The organism is Paraburkholderia bryophila (assembly GCF_003269035.1).
Lineage (GTDB): Bacteria > Pseudomonadota > Gammaproteobacteria > Burkholderiales > Burkholderiaceae > Paraburkholderia > Paraburkholderia bryophila.
This window is the reverse complement of sequence record NZ_QLTK01000009.1, coordinates 175333-200976: the sequence shown is the minus strand read 5'-3', so window position 1 is coordinate 200976 and position 25644 is coordinate 175333. Positions and strand designations below refer to the sequence as shown.

General features: G+C 63.6%; 19 protein-coding genes and 1 pseudogene. 13 read left to right on the top strand and 7 right to left on the bottom strand.

The genetic code is table 11. From position 1 onward, the window contains the following. Positions 1 to 553: 553 nt before the first annotated feature. The gene (locus BX591_RS16705) at positions 554 to 1006 is read right to left on the bottom strand and encodes a hypothetical protein (protein WP_111932498.1); all 453 of its coding nucleotides are present in this window, start codon (positions 1004 to 1006) and stop codon (positions 554 to 556) included. Positions 1007 to 2519: 1513 nt separating this feature from the next. Between BX591_RS16705 and BX591_RS16695 the strand changes: the two are divergent. The 4 genes and pseudogenes from BX591_RS16695 (at position 2520) to BX591_RS16680 (ending at position 7562) form a co-directional block, all read left to right on the top strand. Beyond that, positions 2520 to 4660 (top strand): annotated as a pseudogene (locus tag BX591_RS16695) (site-specific recombinase). Between the two features lie 196 nt (positions 4661 to 4856). Further along, positions 4857 to 6152 (top strand): THUMP domain-containing class I SAM-dependent RNA methyltransferase, encoded by a 1296-nt coding sequence (locus tag BX591_RS16690; protein ID WP_111932496.1) that lies wholly within the window; start codon positions 4857 to 4859, stop codon positions 6150 to 6152. A 216-nt stretch (positions 6153 to 6368) separates the two neighbouring features. Next, positions 6369 to 6752: a VOC family protein gene (locus tag BX591_RS16685; RefSeq protein ID WP_111932495.1), complete on the top strand. Its 384-nt coding sequence runs from the start codon at positions 6369 to 6371 to the stop codon at positions 6750 to 6752. A 69-nt stretch (positions 6753 to 6821) separates the two neighbouring features. Next, positions 6822 to 7562 carry a helix-turn-helix transcriptional regulator gene (locus BX591_RS16680; RefSeq protein ID WP_111932494.1) on the top strand — a complete coding sequence of 247 codons (741 nt, stop codon included), beginning with the start codon at positions 6822 to 6824 and terminating at the stop codon, positions 7560 to 7562. 63 nt (positions 7563 to 7625) lie between these two features. Here the strand turns inward: BX591_RS16680 and BX591_RS16675 are convergent, their stop codons facing one another. The 3 genes from BX591_RS16675 to BX591_RS16665 all read right to left on the bottom strand — a co-directional run bounded on the left by BX591_RS16675 (position 7626) and on the right by BX591_RS16665 (position 10623). Then, entirely contained in the window at positions 7626 to 9080 is a 1455-nt protein-coding gene (locus BX591_RS16675) for an NAD(P)(+) transhydrogenase (Re/Si-specific) subunit beta (protein WP_111932493.1), read from the bottom strand. Further along, complete coding sequence (locus BX591_RS16670; protein WP_111932492.1) at positions 9080 to 9412, bottom strand: NAD(P) transhydrogenase subunit alpha part 2; 333 nt, start codon at positions 9410 to 9412, stop codon at positions 9080 to 9082. The genes BX591_RS16675 and BX591_RS16670 overlap by 1 nt, the downstream gene beginning before the upstream one ends. A 68-nt stretch (positions 9413 to 9480) precedes the next feature. Then, positions 9481 to 10623: a Re/Si-specific NAD(P)(+) transhydrogenase subunit alpha gene (locus tag BX591_RS16665; protein WP_111932491.1), complete on the bottom strand. Its 1143-nt coding sequence runs from the start codon at positions 10621 to 10623 to the stop codon at positions 9481 to 9483. Positions 10624 to 10904: 281 nt separating this feature from the next. Between BX591_RS16665 and BX591_RS16660 the strand changes: the two genes are divergently transcribed. The 8 genes from BX591_RS16660 (at position 10905) to BX591_RS16625 (ending at position 20089) form a co-directional block, all read left to right on the top strand. Then, positions 10905 to 11387, top strand: a complete 483-nt coding sequence (locus BX591_RS16660; protein ID WP_111932490.1) for an NUDIX hydrolase — start codon at positions 10905 to 10907, stop codon at positions 11385 to 11387. 123 nt (positions 11388 to 11510) lie between these two features. Next, positions 11511 to 12656, top strand: a complete 1146-nt coding sequence (mnmA, locus tag BX591_RS16655; protein WP_111932489.1) for a tRNA 2-thiouridine(34) synthase MnmA — start codon at positions 11511 to 11513, stop codon at positions 12654 to 12656. A 131-nt stretch (positions 12657 to 12787) separates the two neighbouring features. Next, complete coding sequence (locus tag BX591_RS16650; RefSeq protein WP_111932488.1) at positions 12788 to 14398, top strand: FMN-binding glutamate synthase family protein; 1611 nt, start codon at positions 12788 to 12790, stop codon at positions 14396 to 14398. Positions 14399 to 14647: 249 nt separating this feature from the next. Next, positions 14648 to 15655: a glycine--tRNA ligase subunit alpha gene (gene glyQ / locus BX591_RS16645; protein ID WP_105507265.1), complete on the top strand. Its 1008-nt coding sequence runs from the start codon at positions 14648 to 14650 to the stop codon at positions 15653 to 15655. Positions 15656 to 15670: 15 nt separating this feature from the next. Next, positions 15671 to 17779 (top strand): glycine--tRNA ligase subunit beta, encoded by a 2109-nt coding sequence (glyS, locus tag BX591_RS16640; RefSeq protein ID WP_111932487.1) that lies wholly within the window; start codon positions 15671 to 15673, stop codon positions 17777 to 17779. A gap of 9 nt (positions 17780 to 17788) precedes the next feature. After that, positions 17789 to 18343, top strand: coding sequence for a D-glycero-beta-D-manno-heptose 1,7-bisphosphate 7-phosphatase (gene gmhB / locus BX591_RS16635; RefSeq protein WP_111932486.1), 555 nt, complete (start codon positions 17789 to 17791; stop codon positions 18341 to 18343). 40 nt (positions 18344 to 18383) lie between these two features. Beyond that, positions 18384 to 19142 (top strand): lysophospholipid acyltransferase family protein, encoded by a 759-nt coding sequence (locus tag BX591_RS16630; protein WP_111932485.1) that lies wholly within the window; start codon positions 18384 to 18386, stop codon positions 19140 to 19142. A 44-nt stretch (positions 19143 to 19186) separates the two neighbouring features. After that, positions 19187 to 20089, top strand: a complete 903-nt coding sequence (locus BX591_RS16625) for a M48 family metallopeptidase (protein ID WP_111932484.1) — start codon at positions 19187 to 19189, stop codon at positions 20087 to 20089. 96 nt (positions 20090 to 20185) lie between these two features. Here BX591_RS16625 and BX591_RS16620 read toward each other — a convergent pair whose 3' ends face one another. Together BX591_RS16620 and gloA are read right to left on the bottom strand one after the other, a co-directional pair. Continuing rightward, positions 20186 to 20584 (bottom strand): hypothetical protein, encoded by a 399-nt coding sequence (locus tag BX591_RS16620; RefSeq protein WP_111932483.1) that lies wholly within the window; start codon positions 20582 to 20584, stop codon positions 20186 to 20188. A 26-nt stretch (positions 20585 to 20610) separates the two neighbouring features. Then, the gene (gloA, locus tag BX591_RS16615) at positions 20611 to 20997 is read right to left on the bottom strand and encodes a lactoylglutathione lyase (RefSeq protein WP_035553401.1); all 387 of its coding nucleotides are present in this window, start codon (positions 20995 to 20997) and stop codon (positions 20611 to 20613) included. A 245-nt stretch (positions 20998 to 21242) separates the two neighbouring features. Between gloA and BX591_RS16610 the strand changes: the two genes are divergently transcribed. Beyond that, positions 21243 to 24203: an autotransporter family protein gene (locus BX591_RS16610; protein WP_111932482.1), complete on the top strand. Its 2961-nt coding sequence runs from the start codon at positions 21243 to 21245 to the stop codon at positions 24201 to 24203. A gap of 45 nt (positions 24204 to 24248) precedes the next feature. On the opposite strand, the gene BX591_RS16605 is transcribed toward BX591_RS16610, so the two are convergent. Further along, a complete protein-coding gene (locus tag BX591_RS16605; RefSeq protein ID WP_111932481.1) occupies positions 24249 to 25370 on the bottom strand; it encodes a porin in 1122 nt (373 codons plus the stop codon). Positions 25371 to 25644 lie beyond the last annotated feature (274 nt).

Below are 25644 nucleotides of genomic sequence, written 5' to 3'. Positions count from 1 at the left end.
CTGAGAGGCCACAGTACGTTTCTTTTTCATGATCGGCATATCCATGATATTCATCCTTCATGATATGCCTCGCCCACAAAATCACGGATAGGTCCCTCACTTTCTTTGCCGCCGCAAAGAAAGTAAGCAAAGAAAGCGGGCTCACACCGCCAGCCCATAAGCGAGCACCCCGCGCAGTCACGGTAGTGGCTCATCTGGAATCTGGGCTCTCGCTCATTCCGCGTTCGTGACACAGCAGTCATTCTTCCGGCGGCGCTGCGCGCGCCGTGGCGGTTGTTCTCGCACGGCCCCTGCTAAGCGGGGGCCTCGCGCAGTCGCGGTAGTGGCTCATCTGGAATCTGGGTTCTCGCGCATTCCGCGTTCGTGACACAGCAGTCATTCTTCCCGCCTCGCGCTACGCGCTCGCCGGAACGGTCTGCTGGGTGCCGGCGGCCGCGCTTCTGCGCAGCGCGATCCGCTGGCTTTGCCTTGGCTGGATTGAGTGGCAGCCAGCGCGCTCAGGACGTTTGCCGTTGCGTTGTTGTCGTCGCGGCGAAGGTGCCGCGATCCTGTATCAGTGCGCAGTCTCTGTACGTCGCGAAATAGCTTTGAAGCGCACTCGCCCGTTCGACGTCGACTTGTGCGTGATATCTCTGTCCCGATTCTTTGTCGCTATCTCTGCCGACCTGGCCAGCAGCTTCGTCGCGTGACGCGCCGTAAGGCACGCTTGAGGTGTTCCCTTCGCATCAAGCGCGATCACGCTGTACAACTCCTGGTCAGCCTCCACCTCTCGCCGATACTCCTCTCCCGTGTCGATCAATAGCCCCAGCAATGTTCGTTGGCGATATCTTTCGTCGACCGTCACGGCCGGACTCTTGTATATCGATGTCGCCAGCGTTATCAGGTTGTTCAACTGGGTGATCTGCCGATCAACCAATCTGCAAGCAGACAACGCCAGTTTTTCATACTGCATGGCGTCAACAGGCGCGCGCGAAACGGTTCGGGAATTCTTGACGGATCTACTCATGTGCGATCTCCATTTGCTGACCTGGATCGCCCGACACCCGCTTGAAAAATCTGGGTGAGCGGGCACATTGACGGGTTTAGCAGACCGGCACGTAGAACCAATCACCGGTGAGCCGTGAGGCTCCCCCGACAAGGCCCGCCCAATGAAAAGGACGTACATAGACGACCACACATCTGCTTCCGCAAATGCGCGAAGTCCTACGTGATACAGGCTGCTAAACCTGTTTGTCGTGACGCGCACGACAAAACGAGTCTAAGGCGTACCGACTGACGAGTGATCACCCGCGCGGGCTAAAAAGTGCACGCCGCCCTCATTTCCGAAATTTCCCAACATACTTGTCAGAGTTCCGGGTAATCAGTGATGCTGATCGGATTTGCATCACTTACGACGGTCGCATGATGCGGACCGAACGGCACTGCTTGCGCGTCGATGCGAGTAATTGAAGGCTTGTCACGGTACGCACGGTTGCGAGAAGAACGAGGTGACGATTCGCGCAGGCCGGTTTGGCGAACGCGCAGCGCGAGGCAGGAGGAATGACTGGCGCGTCACGAACGTCGAGTGTGCGAGAGCACAGATTCCGGAAGCGCCGCTACCGTGACTGCGCGAGGCCCCCGCTTAGCAGGGGTCGTGCGTGAACGACCGCCACGGCGCGCGCAGCGCCGCCGGAAGAATGACTGCTATGTCACAAACGCGGAATGCACGAGAACCCGGATTCCAGATGCGCCACTACCGCGACTGCGCGAGGCCCCCGCTTAGCAGGGGTCGTGCGTGAACGACCGCCGCGGCGCGCGCAGCGCCGCCGGAAGAATGACTGCTGTGTCGCCAACGCGGAGTGTGCGAGAACCCAGATTCCCGATGCACCACTACCGCAACTGCGCGAGGCCCCCGCTTAGCAGCGGCTGTGCATGAACGACCGCCACGGCGCGCGCAGCGTCGCCGGAAGAATGACTGCTGTGTCACGGACGCGGAGTGTGCGAGAGCACAGATTCCAGATGCACCACTACCGGAACTGCGCGAGGCGCCCGCTTAGCAGGGGCAGTGCGTGAACGACCGCCGCGGCGCGCGCAGCGCCGCCGGAAGAATGACTGCTGTGTCACCAACGCCGAGTGTGCGAGAACCCAGATTCCAGATGCGCCACTACCGTAACTGCGCGGGGTGCCCGCTTATGGGCTGGCGGTGTGAGCCCGCTTTCTTTGCTTACTTTCTTTGCGGCGGCAAAGAAAGTGAGTGCCGCCCCGCACAGGGGCAACGCTAATAGACCACTAAGACCACCAAGAAGACCACCAAGAAAACAAGGAAAGGCCAACAAAGCAATCAAAACCCGAGCAAAAAGCCTAGTGCAACCCCACCCGCAAAATTCTGCAAACCGCCAACCATTGAAGTCCGAACATACAATATCCTCCACCTACCGGCAAACAGCCAACGAACGAACCAGCCACACAGCACAAACAGCACAAACAGCAATCAACCCCGCCCCCCATCCCCCGCAAGCACCCAGCAGAACAGCAACCCAATGCTCACCACCCTAACCCGCTTGATAAAAAAATGGCGAGCCTCCCGCGACGGCGGCCACCAGCTAGACGCGCTCCTCGCGATAGCAAACAAATCCGCCCCCTACGCGGAGCGCAGCGAATGGCTGATCGAGCTCGCCCACTGGATCCGTCGTGGCCGCGAAGTCCAGCCGAGCCCCACCGACACAGCAACAGAATCAGCAGCGGCAGCACCACCCCGCTCCAACCCAGCCCAACAAGAATCCGCTACTTACTGCACGTCCTGGACCGCAACCCCACCTGGAAGGCCAACGTCGCGGGCATCCTCCAGGCGTTGCTACGCGAAAGCGACGGTCTCTCGCTCCTCTGCGACGCCGGCATGCCCGTCCACTCAGGTTTCTTCGGCGCCCTTTTCGAGCGCCTCGAAGCCTCGCTGATCCCACCCGCGCCAAACCGCCGCGACCTGACCGCGATCGTCACCCTGATGTTCAGCTCCGACCACGACGCCGACTGGATCGCCGCTCTCCCCACCGACCTATTGGTCCGCATCCGGGCGCTTTTCGACTACAAACCCGACGAAGCCGACGAAGCCGAAACACAGAACACCACCCCGTTCTCCCTCGACCTGCTAGCCGCCCTGCACAACCTGACCTGCCAGATCAGCTCGACAGGCCTATCGCAAATCGTCCGCAGCCGCATCGGCGAAATCGACGCCAGCGAAGCCAGCGACGTCCGCATCGCGATGGAAAAGCAACCGTTCTACCGCCTCACCCGCGCGATGCTCGCCGTCGAAGCCGCGCATCAAGCCGTCGCCGCGGGCGAACCGCAAGACAAGCTGCTGCACGAAGTCAACTACCTGCGCCTGCTGCTCGACGAATGCCGCGGCGCCACCGACAAAGTCTTCGCCCATCTCTACCGCAACGGCGTCAGCGTCGACATCGTGTTCCAGGTCGAGCGGATGCGCATGCGCATCGTGCGCGCCGAGCATCTGCTCGACGCATGGATGGCGCAAGACGACCCGCACGCCGGCGCACGCCTCACCGCCGAACTCGTCGACGCGAATCACGCGAGCCAAAGCGTCGCGCATCTGGTGCGCAGCAATTTCTCGCTGCTCGCGCGCAAAGTCGTCGAATACAGCGCCGACACCGGCGAACACTACATCGCCCGCGACCGCGCCGAATATCTGAAGATGCTGCGCATGGCGGCGGGCGGCGGACTCGTCACCGTCGTCACGGTCTGCGTGAAATTCGCCATCACCGGTGTGCATCTGCAAGCCATGCTCGAAGGCCTGCTGGCCGGTATCAACTACGCCGCCAGCTTCCTGCTGATGCACTTCCTGCACTTCTCGCTCGCCACCAAGCAACCGGCCATGACCGCACCGACCCTCGCCCGCGAACTCGACGGCACCGGCACGCCGGCCGGCGTCGACAGTTTCGTCGGTTCGGTGATGGCGCTGATGCGCACGCAGGCCGCGGCCGTTCTCGGCAACGTGCTGCTCGTGTTCCCCGTCTGCTTCGGCGTGCAATTGCTCTGGCATGCGCTCTTCAACGCCAACATCATCTCGCCGGAGAAGGCGCACGCCACGCTGCATTCGTTCTCGCTAATCGGACCCACGCCCTTCTACGCCGCGTTGACCGGCGTGCTGCTGTGGTCGTCCAGCCTGATCGCCGGTTGGGCGGACAACTGGTTCGTCCTGCATCGCGTCGGCGATGCGCTCGCCTATAACCGGCGTCTGCGCCTGACGCTCGGCGCAGCGGGTGCGGCGCGGCTCGCTCGGGCTTGCCGCTCGAATGTGGCGGGGGTCGTCGGCAATATCACGCTGGGGCTGATGCTCGGGCTCGTGCCGGCGATCCTTACCGCGTTCGCCTTCACCTTCGAAGTGCGTCACGTGACGCTCAGCGCCGGCTCGATCGGCGTCGCGCTCGGCGTACTCGGCAAGGACGCGCTGAAGCTGCCGGAACTGTGGTGGGCCGTGGCGGGGGTTGGCAGCATGGCGATCCTCAACGTGGCCGTGAGCTTCGCGCTCGCGTTCTACATGGCCGTGCGTTCGCGCGATCTGCGGCGCAACGCGGTGCGCTCGCTGCGCGGCGCGATCTGGCAGCGGGTGTTTCAGCATCCGCTGGAACTGTTCTGGCCTGCGAAAACGGCCCGCGAAAGCAGCTAAATCCACGACGGTGGCCTGCCGGGCCACCTCAAGCCGCACAATCCTGCATGCGCGCGGGCCGGCTCACCCGGTCCGCGCACGGGCGCCGCGCCGCCCCCAAAAGGCCTGCACACGACAAGCCGCCATCCGATCGCGCGGGGCCGCCCACCCCGACCGCGTACAATAGCGCCTTATCCAACGCCTTCCGGCAACCTCAATGTCCTTCGATTTCTTCCTCCCTTGCCCACGCGGCCTTGAAGCTTCGCTCGCGGCCGAACTCGCCGAGATCGCCACTCAGCACATCAACGGCGCGCAGTTCGTGGCTGGCGCTCAAGTGCCGGGCGGCGTGCATTTCCGCGGAGGCTGGGCCGCCGGCATGGCCGCCAACCTGCATTCGCGACTCGCGAGCCGCGTGTTGCTGAAAATCGCGCATCGTCCGTATCGCAGCGAGCAGGACATTTACGCGCTCGCGCTCGAGCAGCGTTGGGAACAGTGGTTCTCGGCCAGAGAAACGCTACGCGTGGACGTCACCGCGATCAAATCGCCGCTGCGCAGCCTGGAATTCACCACGCTGCGCGTCAAGGATGCGATCTGCGACCGTCTGCGCGAAGTCAGCGGCGACCGGCCGAGCATCGACACCGCCACGCCCGACGTGCGCGTGTTCGCGTTCCTCACCGCCACCGAGTGCACGCTTTACCTCGACACCTCCGGCGACCCGCTCTTCAAACGCGGCTGGCGCCTCGACAAGGGCGCCGCGCCGCTGCGTGAAAACCTGGCTGCGGGCATCCTGCGTCTGACCGGCTGGACCGCCGGTACGCCGTTGTATGACCCGATGTGCGGCAGCGGCACGTTCCTCGCGGAAGCCGCGCAAGTGGCGCTGAACATCGCGCCGGGCGCGGAGCGTCGCTTCGGTTTCGAGAAGCTCAAGCAGTTCGAAGCCAAGACCTGGCAGCCGCTGAAAGCCGCCGCGCTCGACGCGAAACACGCCGGCCGTAGCTCGCGCGCCGATCTGCAAATCTTTGGCAGCGATATTTCCGGCGACATGCTCGACAAGGCACGCGCCAACTTCCAGCGCGCCGGCTTGCCGAACATTCCGCTCAAACAGGTCGACGCGCGCGGCATGACGTCGCCGTCGTCGGACGCGGGCATCCTGGTCGCCAATCCGCCGTATGGCGAGCGGATCGAAGTGCGTGGCCGCAATGCGCGCGGCGAGCTCCGCGAAGGCCGCGCTAATCGCGAAACCCGCGAAGACGACGGTTTCCACCGCGCCCAGGAAGAAGCGCCGGACAGCGAGTTTTTCCAATCGCTCGGCGACGCGCTGAAGCAGCGCTTCACCGGCTGGCATGCGTTCATCCTGACGTCGGATCGCAAGTTGCCGGGTCAGTTGCGTTTGCGGGAATCGACCAAGACGCCGCTCTTCAACGGCGCGCTCGAATGCCGCTTGTTCCGCTTCGACCTGATTGCGGGCAGCGTGCGGCAACGGCCGCAGCAGAGCGATACGCCGGCGGAGTGAGGCAACGGCGTCAACCGCCTGCTGTAAAACGCATGGATGGTAAAAAACCGCGGACTCGGCTCCGCGGTTTTTTTTCGTCGGCCATTTTTTGGACGCTGCTGCCGAACCCTGCTGCCACACCCTACTGACACCACGCTGTCAGTAGCCCCCCCGCACACTCCTTCTCACGCCATCCGGCGCTTTGCACGGCTTACCCGCCATTCACAGGAGAGTGACATGTCCAACGCATCCAAGGTTGTTGCCTGGTTCGAAATCCCGTCCGTCGATTTCGAGCGCGCAGTCCGCTTTTACGAAACCACCTTCGACGTCAAACTGAACGTGCAGGAAGTCGGCGGCCGTCCGATCGCCGTCTTCGGCTACGAGGAGCCGGCCACGGGCGGTGCGATCGTCCACAACCCGGCAATGAAGCCAACCGACGACGGCGTGCTCGTCTACCTGAACGCGCAACCGAATGTCGACACCGTGCTCGCGCGCGTCGAGCAGGCCGGCGGCAAGACCGACGGTCCGGTGATCAAACTGCCGCAGGACATCGGCTACATTGCGTTCTTCACCGATACCGAAGGCAACCGCCTCGGTCTGCATTCGCGGACCAACGGTTAAAGCGCAACGCAACGCCTCCGCCCGCCGGCGTGCGCGCGGGGGTCGCCAAAACGCTGACCGGGGCACGGCATGCGGCGCTATCATCGCGGGACCGTTCCCGTCCTCTTCTATAAAACGCCTACGATGACGCGCCGCGCCGACCGCCTGTTCCAGATCGCCGAACTGCTGCGCGGACGGCGCCTGACCACCGCGCAGCAACTCGCCGACTGGCTCAACATTTCGCTGCGCACGGTCTATCGCGACGTGCGCGATCTGCAACTGTCGGGCGTGCCGATCGAAGGCGAAGCGGGTATCGGCTACCGCCTGAGTCGCGCGGCGAGTCTGCCGCCGCTCACCTTCACCGCCGACGAACTCGCCGCGCTCGCCGCCGGCGCACGCATGCTCGAATCGTGGGGCGGCTCGGGTTTCGCGAGCGGCGCGCGTGGTGCACTGGCAAAGATCGCTTCCGCCATGCCGGCCGACAAACGCGCGGCGCTCGAGCGGCTCGCGGTGTTCGCGCCGTCGTTTCATATCAAAGGGGATTTCTCGACGCAGCTCGACGCGCTGCATCGCGCGATCGACACGCGGCATGTGGTGGGCTTCGCCTATACCGACGCGAACGGTGCGGCGAGCGAGCGGCGCGTGTGGCCGCTCGCGCTCGCGTATTGGGGCGCGCGCTGGACGCTGGGCGCATGGTGTGAATTGCGCCGCGACTTTCGCAATTTCAGTCTTGAGAAGATGCAGAACCTGCAGATGCTCGAACCGTATCCGGATCAGGAAGGGAAACGGCTTGCGGATTTGATGCGGCATGTGAATGCGAAGCCGCGGTAGAGATGAACTCAACCCGAATTCGCAGCCCCCGCGCCTGGCAGGCTGCGAATTCACTACGCCGGTTTACTCCACCGCCTTCACCATGTCCTCGATCACCTTCTTCGCGTCGCCGAACACCATCATCGTCTTGTCCATGTAGAACAGATCGTTGTCGAGCCCGGCGTACCCCGCCGCCATCGACCGTTTGTTCACGATGACCGTGCGCGCCTTATACGCCTCGATAATCGGCATGCCCGCAATCACCGACTTCGGGTCGGTCTTCGCCGCCGGATTCACCACGTCGTTCGCGCCGAGCACCAGCACCACGTCCACCTGACCGAACTCGCCGTTGATGTCGTCCATTTCGAACACCATGTCGTAGGGCACTTCGGCTTCCGCGAGCAGCACGTTCATGTGCCCCGGCATCCGTCCGGCCACCGGGTGAATCGCGTACTTCACGTCGATGCCCTTCTCGACCAGCTTGTCGGTCAACTCCTTCAACGCATGCTGCGCACGCGCCACCGCCAACCCATAACCCGGCACGATCACCACGGTTTCCGCATTGCCGAGCATGAACGAGGCGTCATCGGCCGAACCGGATTTCACCGGACGCTGCTCGGCCGCCCCGCCCGCCGCCGCCGCGCCCGCTTCGTTACCGAAGCCGCCGAGAATCACGTTGAAGAACGACCGGTTCATCGCGCGGCACATGATGTACGACAGAATCGCACCCGACGACCCCACCAGCGAGCCGGCGATAATCAGCATCGGATTGTTCAGCGAGAAGCCGATTCCCGCCGCTGCCCAGCCCGAATACGAGTTCAGCATCGACACGACCACCGGCATATCCGCGCCGCCAATCGGGATGATGATCAGCACGCCGAGCACGAACGCGATGATCGTCATGATGATGAACGGCAACCACGACTGCGTGAGGAAGAAGATGATGCCGAAGCCGAGCATCGCGAGTGCGAGCATCAGGTTGATCAGATGCTGTCCGCCATACACCACCGGCGCGCCCTGGAACAACCGGAACTTGTACTTGCCCGACAGCTTGCCGAACGCGATCACCGACCCGGAGAACGTGATCGCGCCGACGAACGTGCCGATAAATAACTCGACGCGATTGCCATACGGCAGGAAACCCGGCGTCATGTTGTCCGGATCGACAAGACCAAACGCCGACGGCTCCGACACCACCGCATAGGCAATACACACGGCCGCGAGACCGATCAGCGAGTGCATCGCCGCGACCAGTTCCGGCATCTTGGTCATCTCGACGCGCGCGGCGACGAACGCACCGATCGCGCCGCCGATCACCAGCGCGACCAGCAGCAAACCGAGCCCCAACCCGAGATTCGAGCCGAGCGCATTGGCCTGCTTGACGATCAGCGCGAGCGTCGTGACGATCGCAATCGCCATCCCGATCATGCCGAAGGTATTGCCGATGCGCGCCGCCTTCGGATTCGACAGCCCCTTGAGCGCCTGAATGAAACAGACCGACGCAACCAGATAAAGCAGCGTGACGAGGTTCAGGCTCATTACGCGTTCTCCTTGGCCGTCCTGGCTGCAACGAGCTTCTTCGGCTCTTTCTTGCGGAACATCTCCAGCATTCGCCTCGTGACGAGAAAGCCGCCGAACACGTTGACCGCCGCGAGCGCGACGGCGAGCGTGCCGAAGAACTTGCCCGTATCGCCGACCGTCAGGCCGGCGGCGAGCATCGCGCCGACGATCACGATCGCCGAGATCGCATTGGTCACGGCCATCAGCGGCGTGTGCAGCGCGGGCGTGACGTTCCAGACGACGTGATAGCCGACGTAGATCGCCAGCACGAAGATGATCAGGTTGATGACGGTGTGGTTGATGACTTCCATCGGTGTTCTCCTTTGTCGATCGGAGTTAGCGCTCCAGCGCTTACTCCGGTCCCATGCGACTTGTTGCGTCAGGTCTTGCGCGTGACTTCGCCGTCGCGGGCCAGCAGCGTGGCCGCGACGATGTCGTCCGCGAGATCGATATTCAACGTGCCTTCCTTCGTGACGATCAGCTTCAGGAAGTCGAGCAGGTTGCGCGCGTAGAGCGATGACGCGTCGGCGGGCACCATCGACGCCAGATTCGTATAACCGACGATCTGCACGCCATGTTTGACGACGACCTGATCCGCCACGGTCAACGGGCAGTTGCCGCCGCGCCGGCCTTCGTATTCCGCGCCGCGTCCGGCGGCAAGGTCCACCAGCACGGAGCCCGGCTTCATCGCCTGCACGGTATCGACCGAAATCAACGTCGGCGCGGCGCGGCCCGGAATCAGCGCGGTGGAGATCACCACGTCGGCCTGCTTCGCGCGCTCATGCACGAGCGCCGATTGACGCGTGAGCCACGACGCCGGCATCGGCCGCGCGTAACCACCGACGCCTTGCGCGGCTTCGCGCTCCTCGTCGGTCTCATAGGGCACGTCGAGAAACCTGGCGCCGAGCGATTCGATCTGCTCTTTCACCGCCGGCCGCACGTCGGAGGCTTCGATCACCGCGCCCAGCCGCTTGGCGGTCGCGATCGCCTGCAAACCCGCCACGCCCGCGCCGAGAATCAGCACGCGCGCCGCCTTTACGGTGCCGGCGGCGGTCATCAGCATCGGCATGAAGCGGGGGTAAAGCGTCGCCGCCAGCAACACCGCCTTGTAGCCGGCGATGTTCGCCTGCGACGACAGCACGTCGAGGCTCTGCGCGCGCGTGGTGCGCGGCGCGGCTTCCAGTGCGAACGCCGTCACGCCGGCCGCGGCCAGTTTGGCGGCGTTGTCAGCGTTAAAAGGATCGAGCATGCCGACCAGCGTCGCGCCGCGCCTGAGCAGCGGCAGTTCGGCGTCGGTGGGAGACTGGACTTTGAGAACGAGGTCGGCGGCGAAGGCTGTCGCCGCGTCGACGATTTCCGCGCCGGCGGCCGTAAAGGCTTCGTCAGGAAAGCTGGCGCCGGTGCCGGCGCCGCTCTGGATCGTGACCCGGTGGCCCTGGGTCACATACTTCCTGACCGTTTCGGGCGTCGCGGCGACGCGGGTTTCGTGCGCGCGCGTCTCGGCTGGCACTCCGATGTGCATCGTTGTTCCTCCTCGACTTCCTGTTTGACTGACGACAGTTCGGCCGACGAGGCACGCCGGCTTGCAAGTGCAACGGCTAACGCCCCACTTTAACCGAAACCGAAGCCGCGTCGAAATCGGGGACAATGCGGGGGCCTGCGCGGATGCGGGCTGCATGGTGCGACGACGCGTGGGCGAAGCCACCCTCATCGAGGCGCGGCCCATTGCCGCCTGCAGGACGCCGGTCGCCGCGGTACCCGCTTCCCGGCAGCCCGGGCCTATAAACGGTAAAATGCGCACCCATGAAACCGGAATCCTGGCTGCCGCACGTCACCGTTGCGGCCATTGTCGAGCGTGACGGGCGTTTCCTGCTGGTCGAGGAACATACCGTCGACGGCCTGCGCCTGAACCAGCCCGCCGGCCATCTGGAGGCGGGTGAAACCCTGCTGGACGCGGTGATCCGCGAAACGCTCGAAGAAACCGCCCACCCGTTTGCGCCCGAGGCGCTGGTCGGTATGTACATGACGCATTTCGAACGACCCGGTAGCGAAGGCGTGACGTATCTACGCTTCACCTACTGCGGCACCAGCGGCGAACCCGACCCGGCATGCGCGCTTGACCCCGACATTGTCCGCACGCTGTGGCTGAGCGCCGACGAATTGCGTGCCTGTCCCGAGCGGCACCGCACACCGCTGGTCATGCGGTGCGTCGACGATTACCTCGCGGGCCGGCGTTTTCCGCTCGATTTCGTGCATACGCATTCGGTTGGACGCAAGCAGACGTAGCAGGCATCGGCGCTGGCATCAAAGTCATCGGCGCGGCGACAGGCAACCCGGTAAGCGGTCAGCGCCGTCACGAGCGGCCAGCCCACAATCCCATGAAGTCCCGCAGTACCCAGTGAGCATCTTATGAGCAAGCAGAAAGTCGTAGTAGGCATGTCGGGCGGCGTCGATTCGTCGGTTACCGCGTGGCTGCTGAAAGAACAGGGCTACGACGTGGTCGGCCTGTTCATGAAAAACTGGGAAGACGACGACGACAGCGAATACTGCTCGACGCGTCAGGACTGGATCGACGTGGTGTCGGTGGCGGACCTGATCGGCATCGACGTCGAAGCAGTCAACTTCGCCGCCGAATACAAGGACCGCGTGTTCGCCGAATTCCTGCGCGAATACTCGGCCGGCCGCACGCCGAACCCTGACGTGCTGTGCAACGCCGAAATCAAATTCAAGGCTTTCCTCGACCATGCCATGTCGCTCGGCGCGGAAACCATTGCGACCGGCCACTACGCCCGCGTGCGCGAGAATGACGGCCGCTTCGAACTGCTGAAAGCGTTCGACCATACGAAAGACCAGTCGTACTTTCTGCATCGGTTGAATCAGGCGCAATTGTCGAAGACGCTGTTTCCGTTGGGCGAAATTCCCAAGACCCGGGTCCGCGAAATCGCCGAACAGATCGCGCTGCCGAATGCGAAGAAGAAGGACTCGACCGGCATCTGCTTCATCGGCGAACGGCCGTTCCGCGACTTTTTGAACCGCTATCTGCCCACTCAACCCGGCCCGATGAAAACCACGGACGGCAAGGTGGTCGGCGAACACATCGGCCTCGCGTTCTACACGTTCGGGCAACGCAAGGGCATCGGTCTCGGCGGCAGCAAGGAAGGCAGCGGCGAACCGTGGTTCGTGGCCGGCAAGGATATTCCGTCGAACACGCTGTATGTCGCGCAGGGACACGATCATTCGTGGCTGCTGAGCCATACGCTGAGCGCGGGCAACACGAGCTGGGTCGCAGGCGAGCCGCCGGCGGACGGTTTCGCGTGCGGCGCGAAAACCCGTTACCGGCAAGCGGATGCGCCCTGCACGTTCGGCAACGCGAACGTCGGGCCCGGTCTGTTCGAGCTGAATTTTGCCGACGCGCAGTGGGCTGTCACACCGGGGCAATCCGCGGTGCTTTACGATGGCGACGTTTGTCTCGGCGGCGGCATCATCGAACAGGCGGTGACCGGGCAGCCGGTCGCGCGTGCGCCGCAGAAAGCGGCGCTGCTGAGTGCCCGCTGAGCGGGTCGCTCAAATAGCCGCAGCGAGTTTCACCATAACAAGCAGTCGTTCGTTCCCTTTCGCGGCGGTTCCGCCTGCGCCGACAGCGTCGACGATCCCGCCGTGACGATCCCCACTGCACTGGAGTCCCCATGTTTTCTCGACGTTATCTGGCCATGTGGTGCGCAGTCGTGCTGCTCGCCGTCTGCGCGGCGCTCGGCGCGACGCAACGCATTTCGTGGTTCTGGCTGGCGGTGCCGCTCGCGCTCGTCGCGCTCGGCCTGTTCGATCTGACGCAGCAACGTCACGCGATTCTGCGCAACTATCCGCTGTGGGGGCACTTCCGCTTCCTGTTCGAATTCATCCGCCCGGAAATCCGCCAGTATTTCGTCGAAGACGACACCGACGAGAAACCGTTCTCGCGCGCTCAGCGCAGCATCGTCTATCAGCGCGCGAAGAACGACGTGGACAGCCGCCCGTACGGCACCGAACTCGACGTCAAGGCAGTCGCGCACGAATGGATCAGCCACTCGCTCGCGCCGACCACGCTCGAGAATCACGACTTCCGCGTCGTGGTCGGACCGGACCGCGCAAAACCGTATTCCATGTCGATCTTCAACGTCTCGGCCATGAGCTTCGGCTCGCTGTCGGCGAACGCGATCATGGCGCTGAACCTCGGCGCGAAGAAAGGCAACTTCGCGCACGACACGGGCGAAGGCTCGATGTCGAAGTATCACCGCGAGCACGGCGGCGACATCATCTGGGAAATCGCGTCGGGCTACTTCGGCTGCCGTAACGACGATGGCACCTTCAGCGCGGAAAAATTCGCGAAGCAGGCGGCCGAGCCGCAGGTGAAGATGATCGAAGTCAAGCTCTCGCAAGGCGCGAAGCCGGGGCACGGCGGCGTGCTGCCGGCCGCCAAGATCACGCCGGAAATCGCCGAGACGCGCGGCGTGCCGATGGGCCGCGACTGCATTTCGCCGGCCACGCACTCGGAGTTTTCGACGCCGCGCGGGCTGCTCGAATTCGTCGACCGTTTGCGCACGCTGTCGGGCGGCAAGCCGACCGGGTTCAAGCTGTGCATCGGGCATCCGTGGGAATTTTTCGGCATCGCCAAGGCGATGCTGGAAACGGGGATTCTGCCCGACTTCATCGTCGTGGATGGCGCCGAAGGCGGCACCGGCGCGGCGCCGCTGGAATTTACCGATCACGTCGGCGTGCCGTTGCAGGAAGGCTTGCTGCTGGTGCATAACACGCTGGTCGGGATCGGCTTGCGGCAGCGCATTCGCATCGGCGCGAGCGGCAAGATGATCACCGCGTTCGACATCACGCGCACGCTGGCGATCGGCGCGGATTGGGTCAACGCGGCGCGCGGTTTCATGTTCGCGGTGGGCTGCATTCAGGCGCAAACCTGCCACACCGGCCGCTGCCCGACCGGCGTCGCGACGCAGGACCCCGTGCGTCAGCGCGCGCTGGTCGTGCCGGACAAGGCCGACCGCGTGTTCAACTTCCATCACAACACGCTGCACGCGCTGAAGGAAATCATTCAGGCCGCGGGGTTGAAGCATCCGGCCGAACTGCGCGCGCATCACATCGTGCGGCGAGTGTCGTCGCATGAGGTGCGGCTGATGTCGGAGCTGCTGAAATATCTGGAGCCGAACGATCTGGTGAACGGCAATTACCGTTATTCGCTGTTCGAGAAGTACTGGCCGGTGGCGCAGAGCGATTCGTTCTCGCCGAAGGTGGAGTTGGCGGCGACGTGAGCAGGATGCGAAGCCGCTTGCCCCAGGGCATGCCCATGAGAACCGGCTGACCGACCACCCATGTCGTAACGATAAAGGACCGCGAAAAGCGGTCCTTTATCGTTTAAAGAACCCCGCTAGTCCCGTCCGACCCCGCAAAACGGACACCCCCCTCCCTTTCCGTTAAAATCGACGGTTTAGCACTTCGCTCCACGGCCACCTCGCGCGCTCCGGCGTTTGCGGCGCGGCCTCATGCCCGAAAGGCACTTCATGCTCACGTTTCAGCAAATCATCCTGACGCTGCAGTCCTACTGGGACAAGCAGGGTTGCGCGTTGCTCCAGCCGATCGACATGGAAGTCGGCGCGGGCACGTCCCACGTTCATACGTTCCTGCGCGCCATCGGCCCGGAACCGTGGCGAGCCGCCTACGTGCAGCCGTCGCGCCGCCCGAAAGACGGCCGCTACGGTCAGAACCCGAACCGTTTGCAGCACTATTACCAGTACCAGGTGGTGCTCAAGCCGGCGCCGGAAAATATCCTCGACCTGTACCTCGGCTCGCTCGAAGCGCTCGGCTTCGACCTGAAGCAGAACGACGTGCGCTTTGTCGAAGACGACTGGGAAAATCCCACGCTCGGCGCCTGGGGCCTCGGCTGGGAAGTGTGGCTGAACGGCATGGAAGTGACCCAGTTCACCTACTTCCAGCAAGTGGGCGGTCTGGATTGCAAGCCGGTACTCGGTGAAATCACCTACGGTCTCGAACGTCTCGCCATGTATCTGCAGAAGGTCGAGAACATCTACGACCTGGTCTGGACCGAGTGGGAAGAGCAAGGCCCGAACGGCCCGGAAATCCGTCGCCTCACGTATGGCGACGTGTACCACCAGAACGAAGTCGAACAGTCCGCCTACAACTTCGAGCACGCGAACGTCGAGCTGCTGTTCTCGATCTTCAACAGCTACGAAGCGGAAGCCAAGCGCATGATGGAAGCGCAGATCGCGCTGCCCGCTTATGAGCTGGTGCTGAAGGCCGGCCACACGTTCAACCTGCTCGACGCGCGCGGCGCGATTTCGGTCACGGAACGCGCGGCCTATATCGGCCGTATCCGTACGCTGTCGAAGCTGGTCGCACAGGCTTACTACGATTCGCGCGAAAAGCTCGGCTTCCCGATGCTCGGCAATCCGGTGCACGGTGTGCCCGGCCTCACGACCGACGAACAGGACGCCGCGATGCCCGCCTGGGCACCGCCGCTGAAAGTCGAACGCAAGATCGATCCGGACTGACGAGAACACCCAGACATGACTCAACCCCATCAAGCTACCCTGCTCGTCGAACTGCTGACCGAAGAACTGCCGCCGAAAGCGCTCGCGCGCCTCGGCGACGCGTTCGCCGAAGGCATTGCGCAGCGCCTCGCGGCGCGCGACCTGATCGAAGGCGAACTGTCGTTCGAACGTTATGCGACGCCGCGCCGCCTCGCCGTCACGATCAAAAACGTGCGCGCGGTCGCGCCGGAAAAACAGATGCGCGAAAAAGTGCTGCCGGTGTCCGTCGCATTGGACAAAGACGGTCAGCCTACCGCGCCGCTCGCGAAGAAACTCGCGGCGCTCGGCTTCCCCGATTTCTCGGTGAACGATCTCGAACGCGCGCAAGACGGCAAGGCCGAAGCGTTCTTCCTGCGCTACGCCGCGCCGGGCGCAACGCTCGCCGACGGCCTGCAAGCCGCGCTGGATGAAGCGCTCGCCGTCTCGAAGCTGCCCATTCCCAAGGTCATGACGTATCAGCGTCCGGACGGCACGAACATCCAGTTCGTGCGGCCCGCGCAACGTCTCACGGTCCTGCACGGCGATCAGGTCGTGCCGGTCAGCGCGCTCGGCATCGACGCCGACGACACCACGCTCGGCCACCGCTTCCTGTCCGAAGGCTTCGTACAGATCCAGCACGCCGACTCGTACGCGGACACGCTGCTGCACAAAGGTCATGTGGTCGCAAACTTCGCCGACCGCAAGGCGACCATCCGCACCCATCTGCTGGCGCAAGCCGGCGACGACCAGGTGGTCATGCCGGATTCGCTGCTGGACGAAGTGACGTCGCTGGTCGAATGGCCGGTGGTGTACGCCTGCAAGTTCGAGGACGAATTCCTGCAAGTGCCGCAGGAATGCCTGATCCTCACCATGCAGACCAACCAGAAATATTTTGCGTTGACCGACGCGAACGGCAAACTGCGTTCGCGCTTCCTGATCGTCTCGAACATCGAAACGGCCACGCCGGGCGATATCGTCGAAGGCAACGAGCGCGTGGTGCGTCCGCGTCTGGCCGACGCGAAGTTCTTCTTCGAGCAGGACAAGAAGAAGCCGCTCGCGGATCGCGTGCCGCTGCTCGCGAACGTCGTGTATCACAACAAGCTGGGCTCGGCGCTGCAACGCGTCGAACGGGTGGAAGGACTGGCCGGAGCGATCGCCGCGCTGACCGGCGCCGACGTCGCGCTCGCCCAGCGCGCCGCGCGTCTGGCCAAAGCCGATCTGATCACCGACATGGTCGGCGAATTCCCCGAGCTGCAAGGCACGATGGGCACGTACTACGCGCGCCACGACGGCGAGCCGGAAGAAGTCGCGCTCGCGTGTTCGGAACACTACCAGCCGCGCTTCTCCGGCGACGCGTTGCCCACCACCGCGACCGGCACCGTCGTCGCGCTGGCCGACAAGCTCGAAACGCTGGTCGGCATCTGGGGCATCGGCCTGCAACCCACCGGCGAGAAAGACCCGTTCGCGTTGCGCCGTCACGCGCTCGGCGTGCTGCGCATACTGGTCGAGAAGCAACTGCCGGTCGACTTCGTCGAATTGTTGCGCGCCGCTTACGCGCAATTCGCCGCTGTACCGAACGTCGCCGATTCCACCCCGGCCATTTACGAGTTCGGCATGGACCGCCTGCGCGGCCTGCTGCGCGAACGCGGCTATGCAGCGGGCGAAATCGACGCGGTGCTGGCGCTCAACCCCACGCGTCTCGACGACATCGTCGCGCGTCTGGACGCGGTGCGCGAATTCGCATTGCTGCCGGAAGCGGCGTCGCTCGCGGCGGCCAACAAGCGCATCTCGAACATCCTGAAGAAGTCGGAAGGTGTCGCCACCACCGGCGGTGTGCAAGTCACGCTGCTCGTCGAAGCGGCGGAAAAGGCCTTGCATGCGCAGCTCGAGCAGGTCGCGCCGCGCGTGCAGTCGCAACTCGCCGCACATGACTACACGGGTGCGCTGACCGCGCTCGCCGCGTTGCGCGAAACGGTCGACACGTTCTTCAACGACGTGATGGTCAACGCCGAAGATCCGGCGCTGCGCGCCAACCGTCTGGCCCTGCTCGGCGCACTGCATCAGCAGATGAATTGCGTCGCCGATATTTCCCGACTCGCTGCCTGAGCCCGCGCCATGCCGACCAAAAAAGTGGTGATCCTCGACCGCGACGGCGTGATCAACGTCGACTCCGACGCGTTCATCAAGTCGCCGGACGAATGGGTGCCGCTGCCCGGTTCGCTCGAAGCGATCGCGCGGCTGAATCAGGCCGGCTATCGCGTCGCGATCGCCACCAATCAGTCGGGTATCGGTCGCGGTCTGTTCGACATGAACGCGCTCAACGCGATGCATCTGAAGATGCATCGCCTGGCGGCGGCGGTCGGTGGGCGTATCGACGCGGTGTTCTTCTGCCCGCACACGGCGCAAGACCACTGCGAGTGCCGCAAGCCGAAGCCCGGCATGCTGAAAATGATCGCCGAGCGCTTCGAGGTCGATCCGCCGCACACGCCCGTCGTGGGCGATGCGATGCGCGATCTGCAAGCGGGCGCCGCGCTCGGTCATCCCACCCATCTGGTGCTGACCGGCAAGGGCAGCAAAACGCTCGCGGCCGGCGGCCTGCCCGAAGGCACGCGCGTGCACGACGATCTGCGTGCCTTCGCACTCGACTTCCTCGCCGACGCTCACGAGTGACGCGCGCCACGCGCGTCCCCAACCCTCACCGACCACGACGATGCGCTTCATTCGTTCTCTGCTGCTGCTGATCTACCTCGTGCTGTACACCGTGCCGTACGCGTGCGCGTGCTTCATCGCGTTTCCGTTCATGCGCGCCGACAAGCGCTACTGGATGGCCGCAGGCTGGTGCAAGAGCACGCTGCACGTGGTGCGCTGGCTCAACGGCATTCGCTACCACATCGAAGGCTTCGAGAACCTGCCCAACGGTCCCGCCGTGCTGTTGTCGAAGCACCAGTCGGCGTGGGAAACGCTGGCGTTTCCGGCGCTGATGCCGCGGCCGCTGTGCTACGTGTTCAAGCGCGAGTTACTGTACGTGCCGTTCTTCGGCTGGGCGCTCGGCTTGCTGAAGATGGTTCATATCGACCGCAAGGAAGGCAAGTACGCGTTCGAGTCCGTCATCAAGCAAGGCAAGACGCGCATGGCCGAAGGCGCGTGGGTCATCATGTTTCCCGAAGGCACGCGTACGCGCACCGGCACGCAAGGCAAATACAAAACCGGCGGTGCGCGCTTCGCGGTCGCCACCGGCGCACCGGTCGTACCGATCGCGCACAACGCCGGACGACTGTGGCCACGCAACTCGTTTCTTAAATATGCGGGTATAGTCACAGTGTCGATCGGCAAGCCGATCGACACGACGGGGCTCACGCCCGAAGAAGTGAACGCGCGCGTCGAACAGTGGATCGAAACTGAAATGCGTCGCATCGATCCTACCGCGTACAGCGCGACGGAAAGCCGTTCCGCCGCCGCACCAATCTGACGCGCCCACGCCCTCGAAGGCGTATTAGCGCGAAGCCGAAACCGATGCAGAAGTCTCCTACGTCGCAGCCCGCTGCGGCGCTCGATAACCGGCAACTCGATCTCCCGCTCTTCGCCGAGCCGGGGTCGACGTCGTCGTCCCCTTCACCTGCCGCGCCTTCTTCCGGTTCTGCCGGGAGCGCAGCCGGCACGCCGCAATCCGCGGGTCTGCTCGCGCCGGATGGCAGCAAATTGCGCAGCCTCGTCGTCGGTTCGCGCACGCTGCATTACGCGCTCAAGCGTTCGGCACGCCGCTCGATCGGCTTTGCAATCGACAGCACCGGTCTGACGATCACCGCACCGCGTTGGGTCACGCTGGCCGATATCGAAACCGCGATCACGGAAAAACAGCGCTGGATTTTCGCGAAGCTGATCGAATGGCAAACGCGTGTCGAACAGCGTGCGTTGCCGAAGGTCGACTGGAAAGATGGCGCTGAAGTGCCCTACCTCGGCCAGCCGGTGCGCGTGATACTCGGTTCGCCGCAAGGCACGCTTCAGTTCAGCGCGAGCGATTCGGCATTGCAGGTGCCGCTGCCGTTGCAGGCCGATCCGCAGCAGATCAAGGACCGCGTGCAAGGCTGGCTGCAAGGCGAGGCGAAGCGCCTGTTCGGCGAGCGGCTCGCGATTTATTCGGAGAAGCTGGGCGTCAGCTATCGCACGTATGCGCTGTCTTCGGCGGCCACGCGTTGGGGCAGTTGTTCGAGCGACGGCAAGATTCGCCTGAACTGGCGGCTGATTCATTTTCCGTTGTCCATCATCGACTATGTCGTTGCGCATGAGCTCGCGCATCTGCGTGAGATGAATCACAGCCCGCGTTTCTGGCAAACCGTGGAATCGATTTTTCCGGAATTCCGCGAGGCGCGGCAGACGCTGAAATCGCATCCGCCGGAATTGCTGCCTACGTTGTAGCGAGACTAGTTTTGACCGCTTGCGAGCTTGAGACGAAAACGGCGCTTCATCATGAAGCGCCGTTTTTTCTTTTGAGCCGCCGAGGCTAACGCCGGCTCACTCCGTGCAGAACGTTTCCTGCAGGTGACGCCACATCACCTTGCCTTGCGAGTCGAGTTCCATCACCGCCGTGGAGCGCCGCACGTTGGCGTTGCCCGCACCGTCGCGCTGATACTCGCGGTATTTGACCACTGCGCCCGACGCATGCTCGGCGACGATCTCCATGTCGCGGATCGTGATTTGCGAACCCGGACGCGCGCCGCGCAGCTTCGCGAATACTTCTTGCGTGCCGGCGTAATCGAGCGCGTTGCCGGACGTCATGACCAGCGTGAATTGCGGCGTGAAGCGCGCCATGATTCGCTGCAGCGCGCCTTCGTCCGCCGAACCGTCGAACAGCGCCGCGATTTCGACGTGAATCTCGTCGAGTTCCTTGAAGTAAGGATTGCTGTTATTCATTATGGAATCTCGCCCTGCCGTCGACGTTATTTCTTCTTCTGGATGAACTCGATCTTGTAGCCGTCCGGATCCGTGACGAACGCGATCACCGTGGTGCCGTGTTTCATCGGGCCGGCTTCGCGCACCACCGTGCCGCCTTGCGCCTTGATTTTGTCGCACGCGGCGTAGGCGTCGTCGACTTCGACGGCGAGGTGCCCGAAGCCGCTGCCGAGGTCGTACGACGGCGTGTCCCAGTTGTGCGTGAGTTCGAGGACCGTGCCGTCGCGTTCGTCCGTGTAGCCGACGAAGGCCAGCGTGAATTTGCCGTCCGGATAGTCGTCGCGGCGCAGCAGTTTCATGCCGAGCATCTCGGTGTAGAAGGCGATCGAACGATCCAGGTCGCCGACCCGAAGCATGGTGTGAAGCAGGCGCATGGTGCACTCCCTGTTGGGTGATAAAACGAGACCGTCAATGTACCCGGAATCACGCTGCGCTGCAGCGCGCGGACCGGGCGCGGCGGGCTCATTGGCGGACTCAACGACGTGCTCGCGCAGGTTGACTATTTTCATCTGACAATCCATTCTTCCTGAACCGTCCCGCCGCAAAAATCGAAGGGACGGCTCAGGAACGGGCGGACCAGCAGTAAAAAATCAGGCCTGTTCGACAGGAGGACCGTCCCATGTGTCGTCCGGGCCACCGGCACGCGCCGGCTCATTTGCTCGAAGCACTGTCGTCGGCTATCGGGCTCGCCGTTCTGTTGCCTTGCGAGTCCGCATTCGCGAGTTGCGACAACGTCAATCCGGTCAGCGGACAAACCGTCACCTGCACCGGCAGCATACCGAATCCTTCCACGACGAGTGTCACCGCCGCAGCGGGCAGCACCAACGTCACGGTCAACGTGCAGACCGGCGCGGAACTCGATGTCAATGGCAACAATGTCATTCTCGTGCGCGACGGCAGCACGGTGACCAATCTCGGCACGTTGAACGGCAGCGGCGATACCTTCGATGCTATTTCCGCGCAAGGCGCGAGCGGCGGCGCAGGTCAGAACGTGCTGGTCAATCGCGGCAGCATCACGACGAGCGGCGTCGAGTCGGAAGGCATGTTCAACGGCGCCGCCGCCGTCACGATGCTGAACGACACCACCGGCGTGATTCGCACGAGCGGCGACGAATCGGCGGCGATGCACGATTTCCAGAGCCCCGGCGGCGGCACCTTGACCAACAACGGCACGCTCGCCACGACCGGCGCCAGTTCACCCGGCATGGCCGCGTTGACGAACAACGACACCCTCGTCAACAACGGCACCATCACGACGACCGGCGCGGGATCGTATGGCGTGCTGGCGAACGGCGGCGCCGTCGGCGGTCCCGGCAACAACGTGATCGTCAACCACGGAACCATCGATGTCTCCGGGGTGAATTCGCATGGCCTGGTTTCACTCGATACGTCGCCCGGTATCGTGACGAATACCGGTTCGGTGGTTGCACGCGGCGCCGGTGGCCTCGGCGCCTATTTCGGCGGCAGCGTCACACTGAACAATCTGGCCGGCGCGAGTATTGTCAGCCAGCAAGCCAACGGCATCGTCGCCAACGGCGGCGGCACGTTCAACAATGCCGGCACGATCTCCGGCGCAATCAATGCGATCGCTTTGGCCAATGCCGGCGCCACGATCAACAACAGCGGCTCGATCGTCGCGGCGACGAGTCAGGCGATCAATGCCATCGGCGCGTTCAATATCGTCATCGACAACACCGGCACCATCGCGGGCGGCAACGGCCGCGCGATCTCGACCGATAGCGGCAATGACACCTTCAACTGGAGCGGCGGCACCGTCACGGGCTCGGTAAGCTTGGGTGCAGGCGACGACACCGCCGCGCTCACCAACCTCACCGACGCGAATCTGAGCGGCGTGCCGAGCGTCGACGGCGGCACCGGCAACGATCTGCTGACGTTCGATCACACGTCGGCGAGCGGCGCGAGCCGCTTTATCAATTGGGAAACGGTCAACGTAATCAACGGCAGCCAGTTGACGCTCGACAGTCAGGGACTCACGCTCGGAGACAGCGGCACGCTGACCGGCACGCTCAACGTCGACGCGACCAGCACCTTGTTCGCGGGTGCTCTGGCGAGTGCGGTGACGATTGCGCCGGCGGTCGCGGGACAACTCGTCACGGTGAACAATGCAGGCACGTTCGATCTGACCAACGGTGGCGCGAATACGCAGGCCGTACTGGTGATCGATGGCAACTACACCGGGCTCAATGGACGGTTGCTGCTGCAAAGCGTGCTCGGCGGCGACGGTTCGCCGAGCGGCAAGCTGGTAATTGCGCAAGGTGTCGGGGCGGGGAGCACGACCCTGGGCGTGACCAACGCTGGCGGCAACGGCGGCGCCACGCTGACGGATGGGATTCTCGTGGTGCAGGCCGTCAACGGCGCGACGACGACCGCCAGTGCGTTCACGTTGCCGAAGCCGTTGACGGCCGGCGCATACACGTACTATCTGTTCAAAGGCGGTGTGAGCGCGGGGACGGGGGATAACTGGTATTTGCGTTCGAGTTTGGCGGCGACGCCTTCGCCAACACCAACACCCACACCACCGCCCGAGTCCGCCGCCGGCCCAATCGCAGCGCCCGGCACACCCGCCCTCCCCGCTCCGCCCCCCGCAGGCGCCGCACCCACGCCGTTGTATCGAATGGAAGTGCCCGTCTACGCAGCAGTCCCCGTGCTCGCGCGCGAACTCGGCATCGCGCAGATCGGCACCTTCCACGACCGCCAGGGCGAACAGTCGCTGCTCGACGAAAGCGGCCCGCTACCCGCCGCATGGGCGCGCGTCTGGGGCGAGCACACGTCACAAACCAGCAGCGGCGGCGCCAGCCCCGACTTCAGCGGCACGATCAGCGGTGTGCAGGTCGGCCACGATCTCTACGCCGACCGCAGCGCGAGCGGTCATCGCAATCACTACGGGTTCTTCCTCGGCTTCAGTCGGGCGCAAGGCGACGTGAACGGTTTCGCGCTCGGCTTTCCCGATCTGTCGTCCGGACATCTGGCGATCAACGCCTACAGCCTCGGCGCGTACTGGACACACGTCGGCCCGGGCGGCTGGTACACCGATGCCGTCGCCATGGGCAGCGCGCTGACGCTAAACCCAATGTCGAATCAAGGTATCGGCGCGAGCACGCATGGGCACGCGGTAGCAACGTCGCTCGAAGCCGGCCTGCCGATTCTGTTGCGCGCGAACCTGAGCCTCGAGCCGCAAATGCAATTGATCTGGCAGCACGCATCGATCGACGATCTCGACGATGGTGTGTCGAACGTGTCGTTTCACTCGGCCAACGGCTTCGTGGGACGACTCGGTCTGCGTTTGCAAGGCGCGTTCGAAGGTGCTGGCGTGCCGTGGCAACCGTATTTGCGTGTCAATCTGTGGCGCTATTTCAATGGCACCGACAGCGTGACTTACGCGGGCAGCACGGTGATTCCGTCGAACGTCGCGGCGACGGCGGCTGAATTCGGCTTGGGTGTCATCGCGCATCTGAGCGCGCGCGGCAGCTTGTTCGCGGCCGCGAGTTACACGACGAATGTGAATGGCGAACACCGCTGCAGCGTCGAGGGCAATCTCGGCGTGCGCTGGAGTTGGTGAATCGGGGTGAACCGTGTCGAATCACTCCGATCCGCACAGCTCAATTTAAAACTGATGCCGAAGCCCCGCCATCAAGCCGATCTGTGTCCCCTTCTGCGCGAGCCCGATACTGTTGACCCCTTGCAGTTGCGCGCCGATCAGATCGCCCCGGTAGATCGCGTAATCGCCTTCCAGATAGACGTCGGTGCGCTTCGACAGGTTGTAGTCGGCGACCAGTTGATACTGCCAGGCCGAACCATCCTGCGCGTGCGTCTTGCCGTCCTGTAACGTGCGCCAGATATTGGCGGCGAAGTGCCACACGTCGCCGACCTGCTGCGCGATGCCGCCCATGATCATGCGACGCCGCGAGAAATCCGTGTACTTGAGCGCGGTCAGTTCGGGCGCGGTGAACGGCCCATTAGCGAAATTGGCAAAGCCCGCGTCATTCCGGTTGACGATATAACCCGCCGAAAAGCGCGTCAGGTTCCACGTGTACGAACCGCCGAACGTCCACGCTTTCGCGGCCGCGCCATTGACCGAATCCTTCGACTCTTCATACGCCGCGCCGACGCTGAACGGACCGCCCGCCGGCCCATAAGCGGCGGCCGCGCCGATCTGACTGCCGTTCGAATTGCCCGCGTTACCGCCGAATGCGTAGCCTGTCGCGAACGTGAAACCGTTGTATCTCGCCTGATACTGCACCTGATTGCTGGTCCAGATGCCACCGGTCATCGTCACTTCGGGCTGGAAGCTGAAATCGTAGGGAATCCAGGAATTGCTGCCGTAACCGCCGACGGTAATCCCCTCGATCATCACGTTGTATTGCCGCCCGATGATCACCTGGCCGTACAACGCGGAGCGCACGCCGATCTGGGCTTCGTTGAAAAACGGCAAGGTGGGATCGCTTTGGCCGCTGTTGATGTAGATACGGTTTTCGAGCTTGAAGAACGTCGACCAGCCGCCGCCCAGATCTTCGACGCCCTTCAAACCCCAGCGGCTCTGCGTCATGCCGCCGTTCCCCAGTCCGAGCGATGAGTCACCGGCCGGGTTCGCATGCGTCAGATAGCGCACGCTTTCGTCGACCACGCCGTACAAGGTCACGCTGGATTGAGCCTGCGCGATCTGACCGCCGAATGACGCGATGGCCGCCGGCACCAGCGCCGCCGTCCACCTGCTGACGTTTCTCATACCGTCTCCTCGTACAGATTCCGCTTGGCGCGAATAAAACTCTTCTGCTTTGGCCGACGCGAATCGACTGGTGCGCGACTGGTGTGCGGCGATTCAGTCGATGCGGCTCGCACGACAATCCTGACGAAACGCTTGTGGTCGAACCTTAGCGCGAAATGTCGACGGTAAAAAATTAGTCCGACGTGAAGGCGGCGAGTGTTGTTAAGACGGCAAAATGCTTGCGGGATGTAAGAAGCACGCGTAGGCGGTGGGGTCATCCGCGGACGGTAGCAAC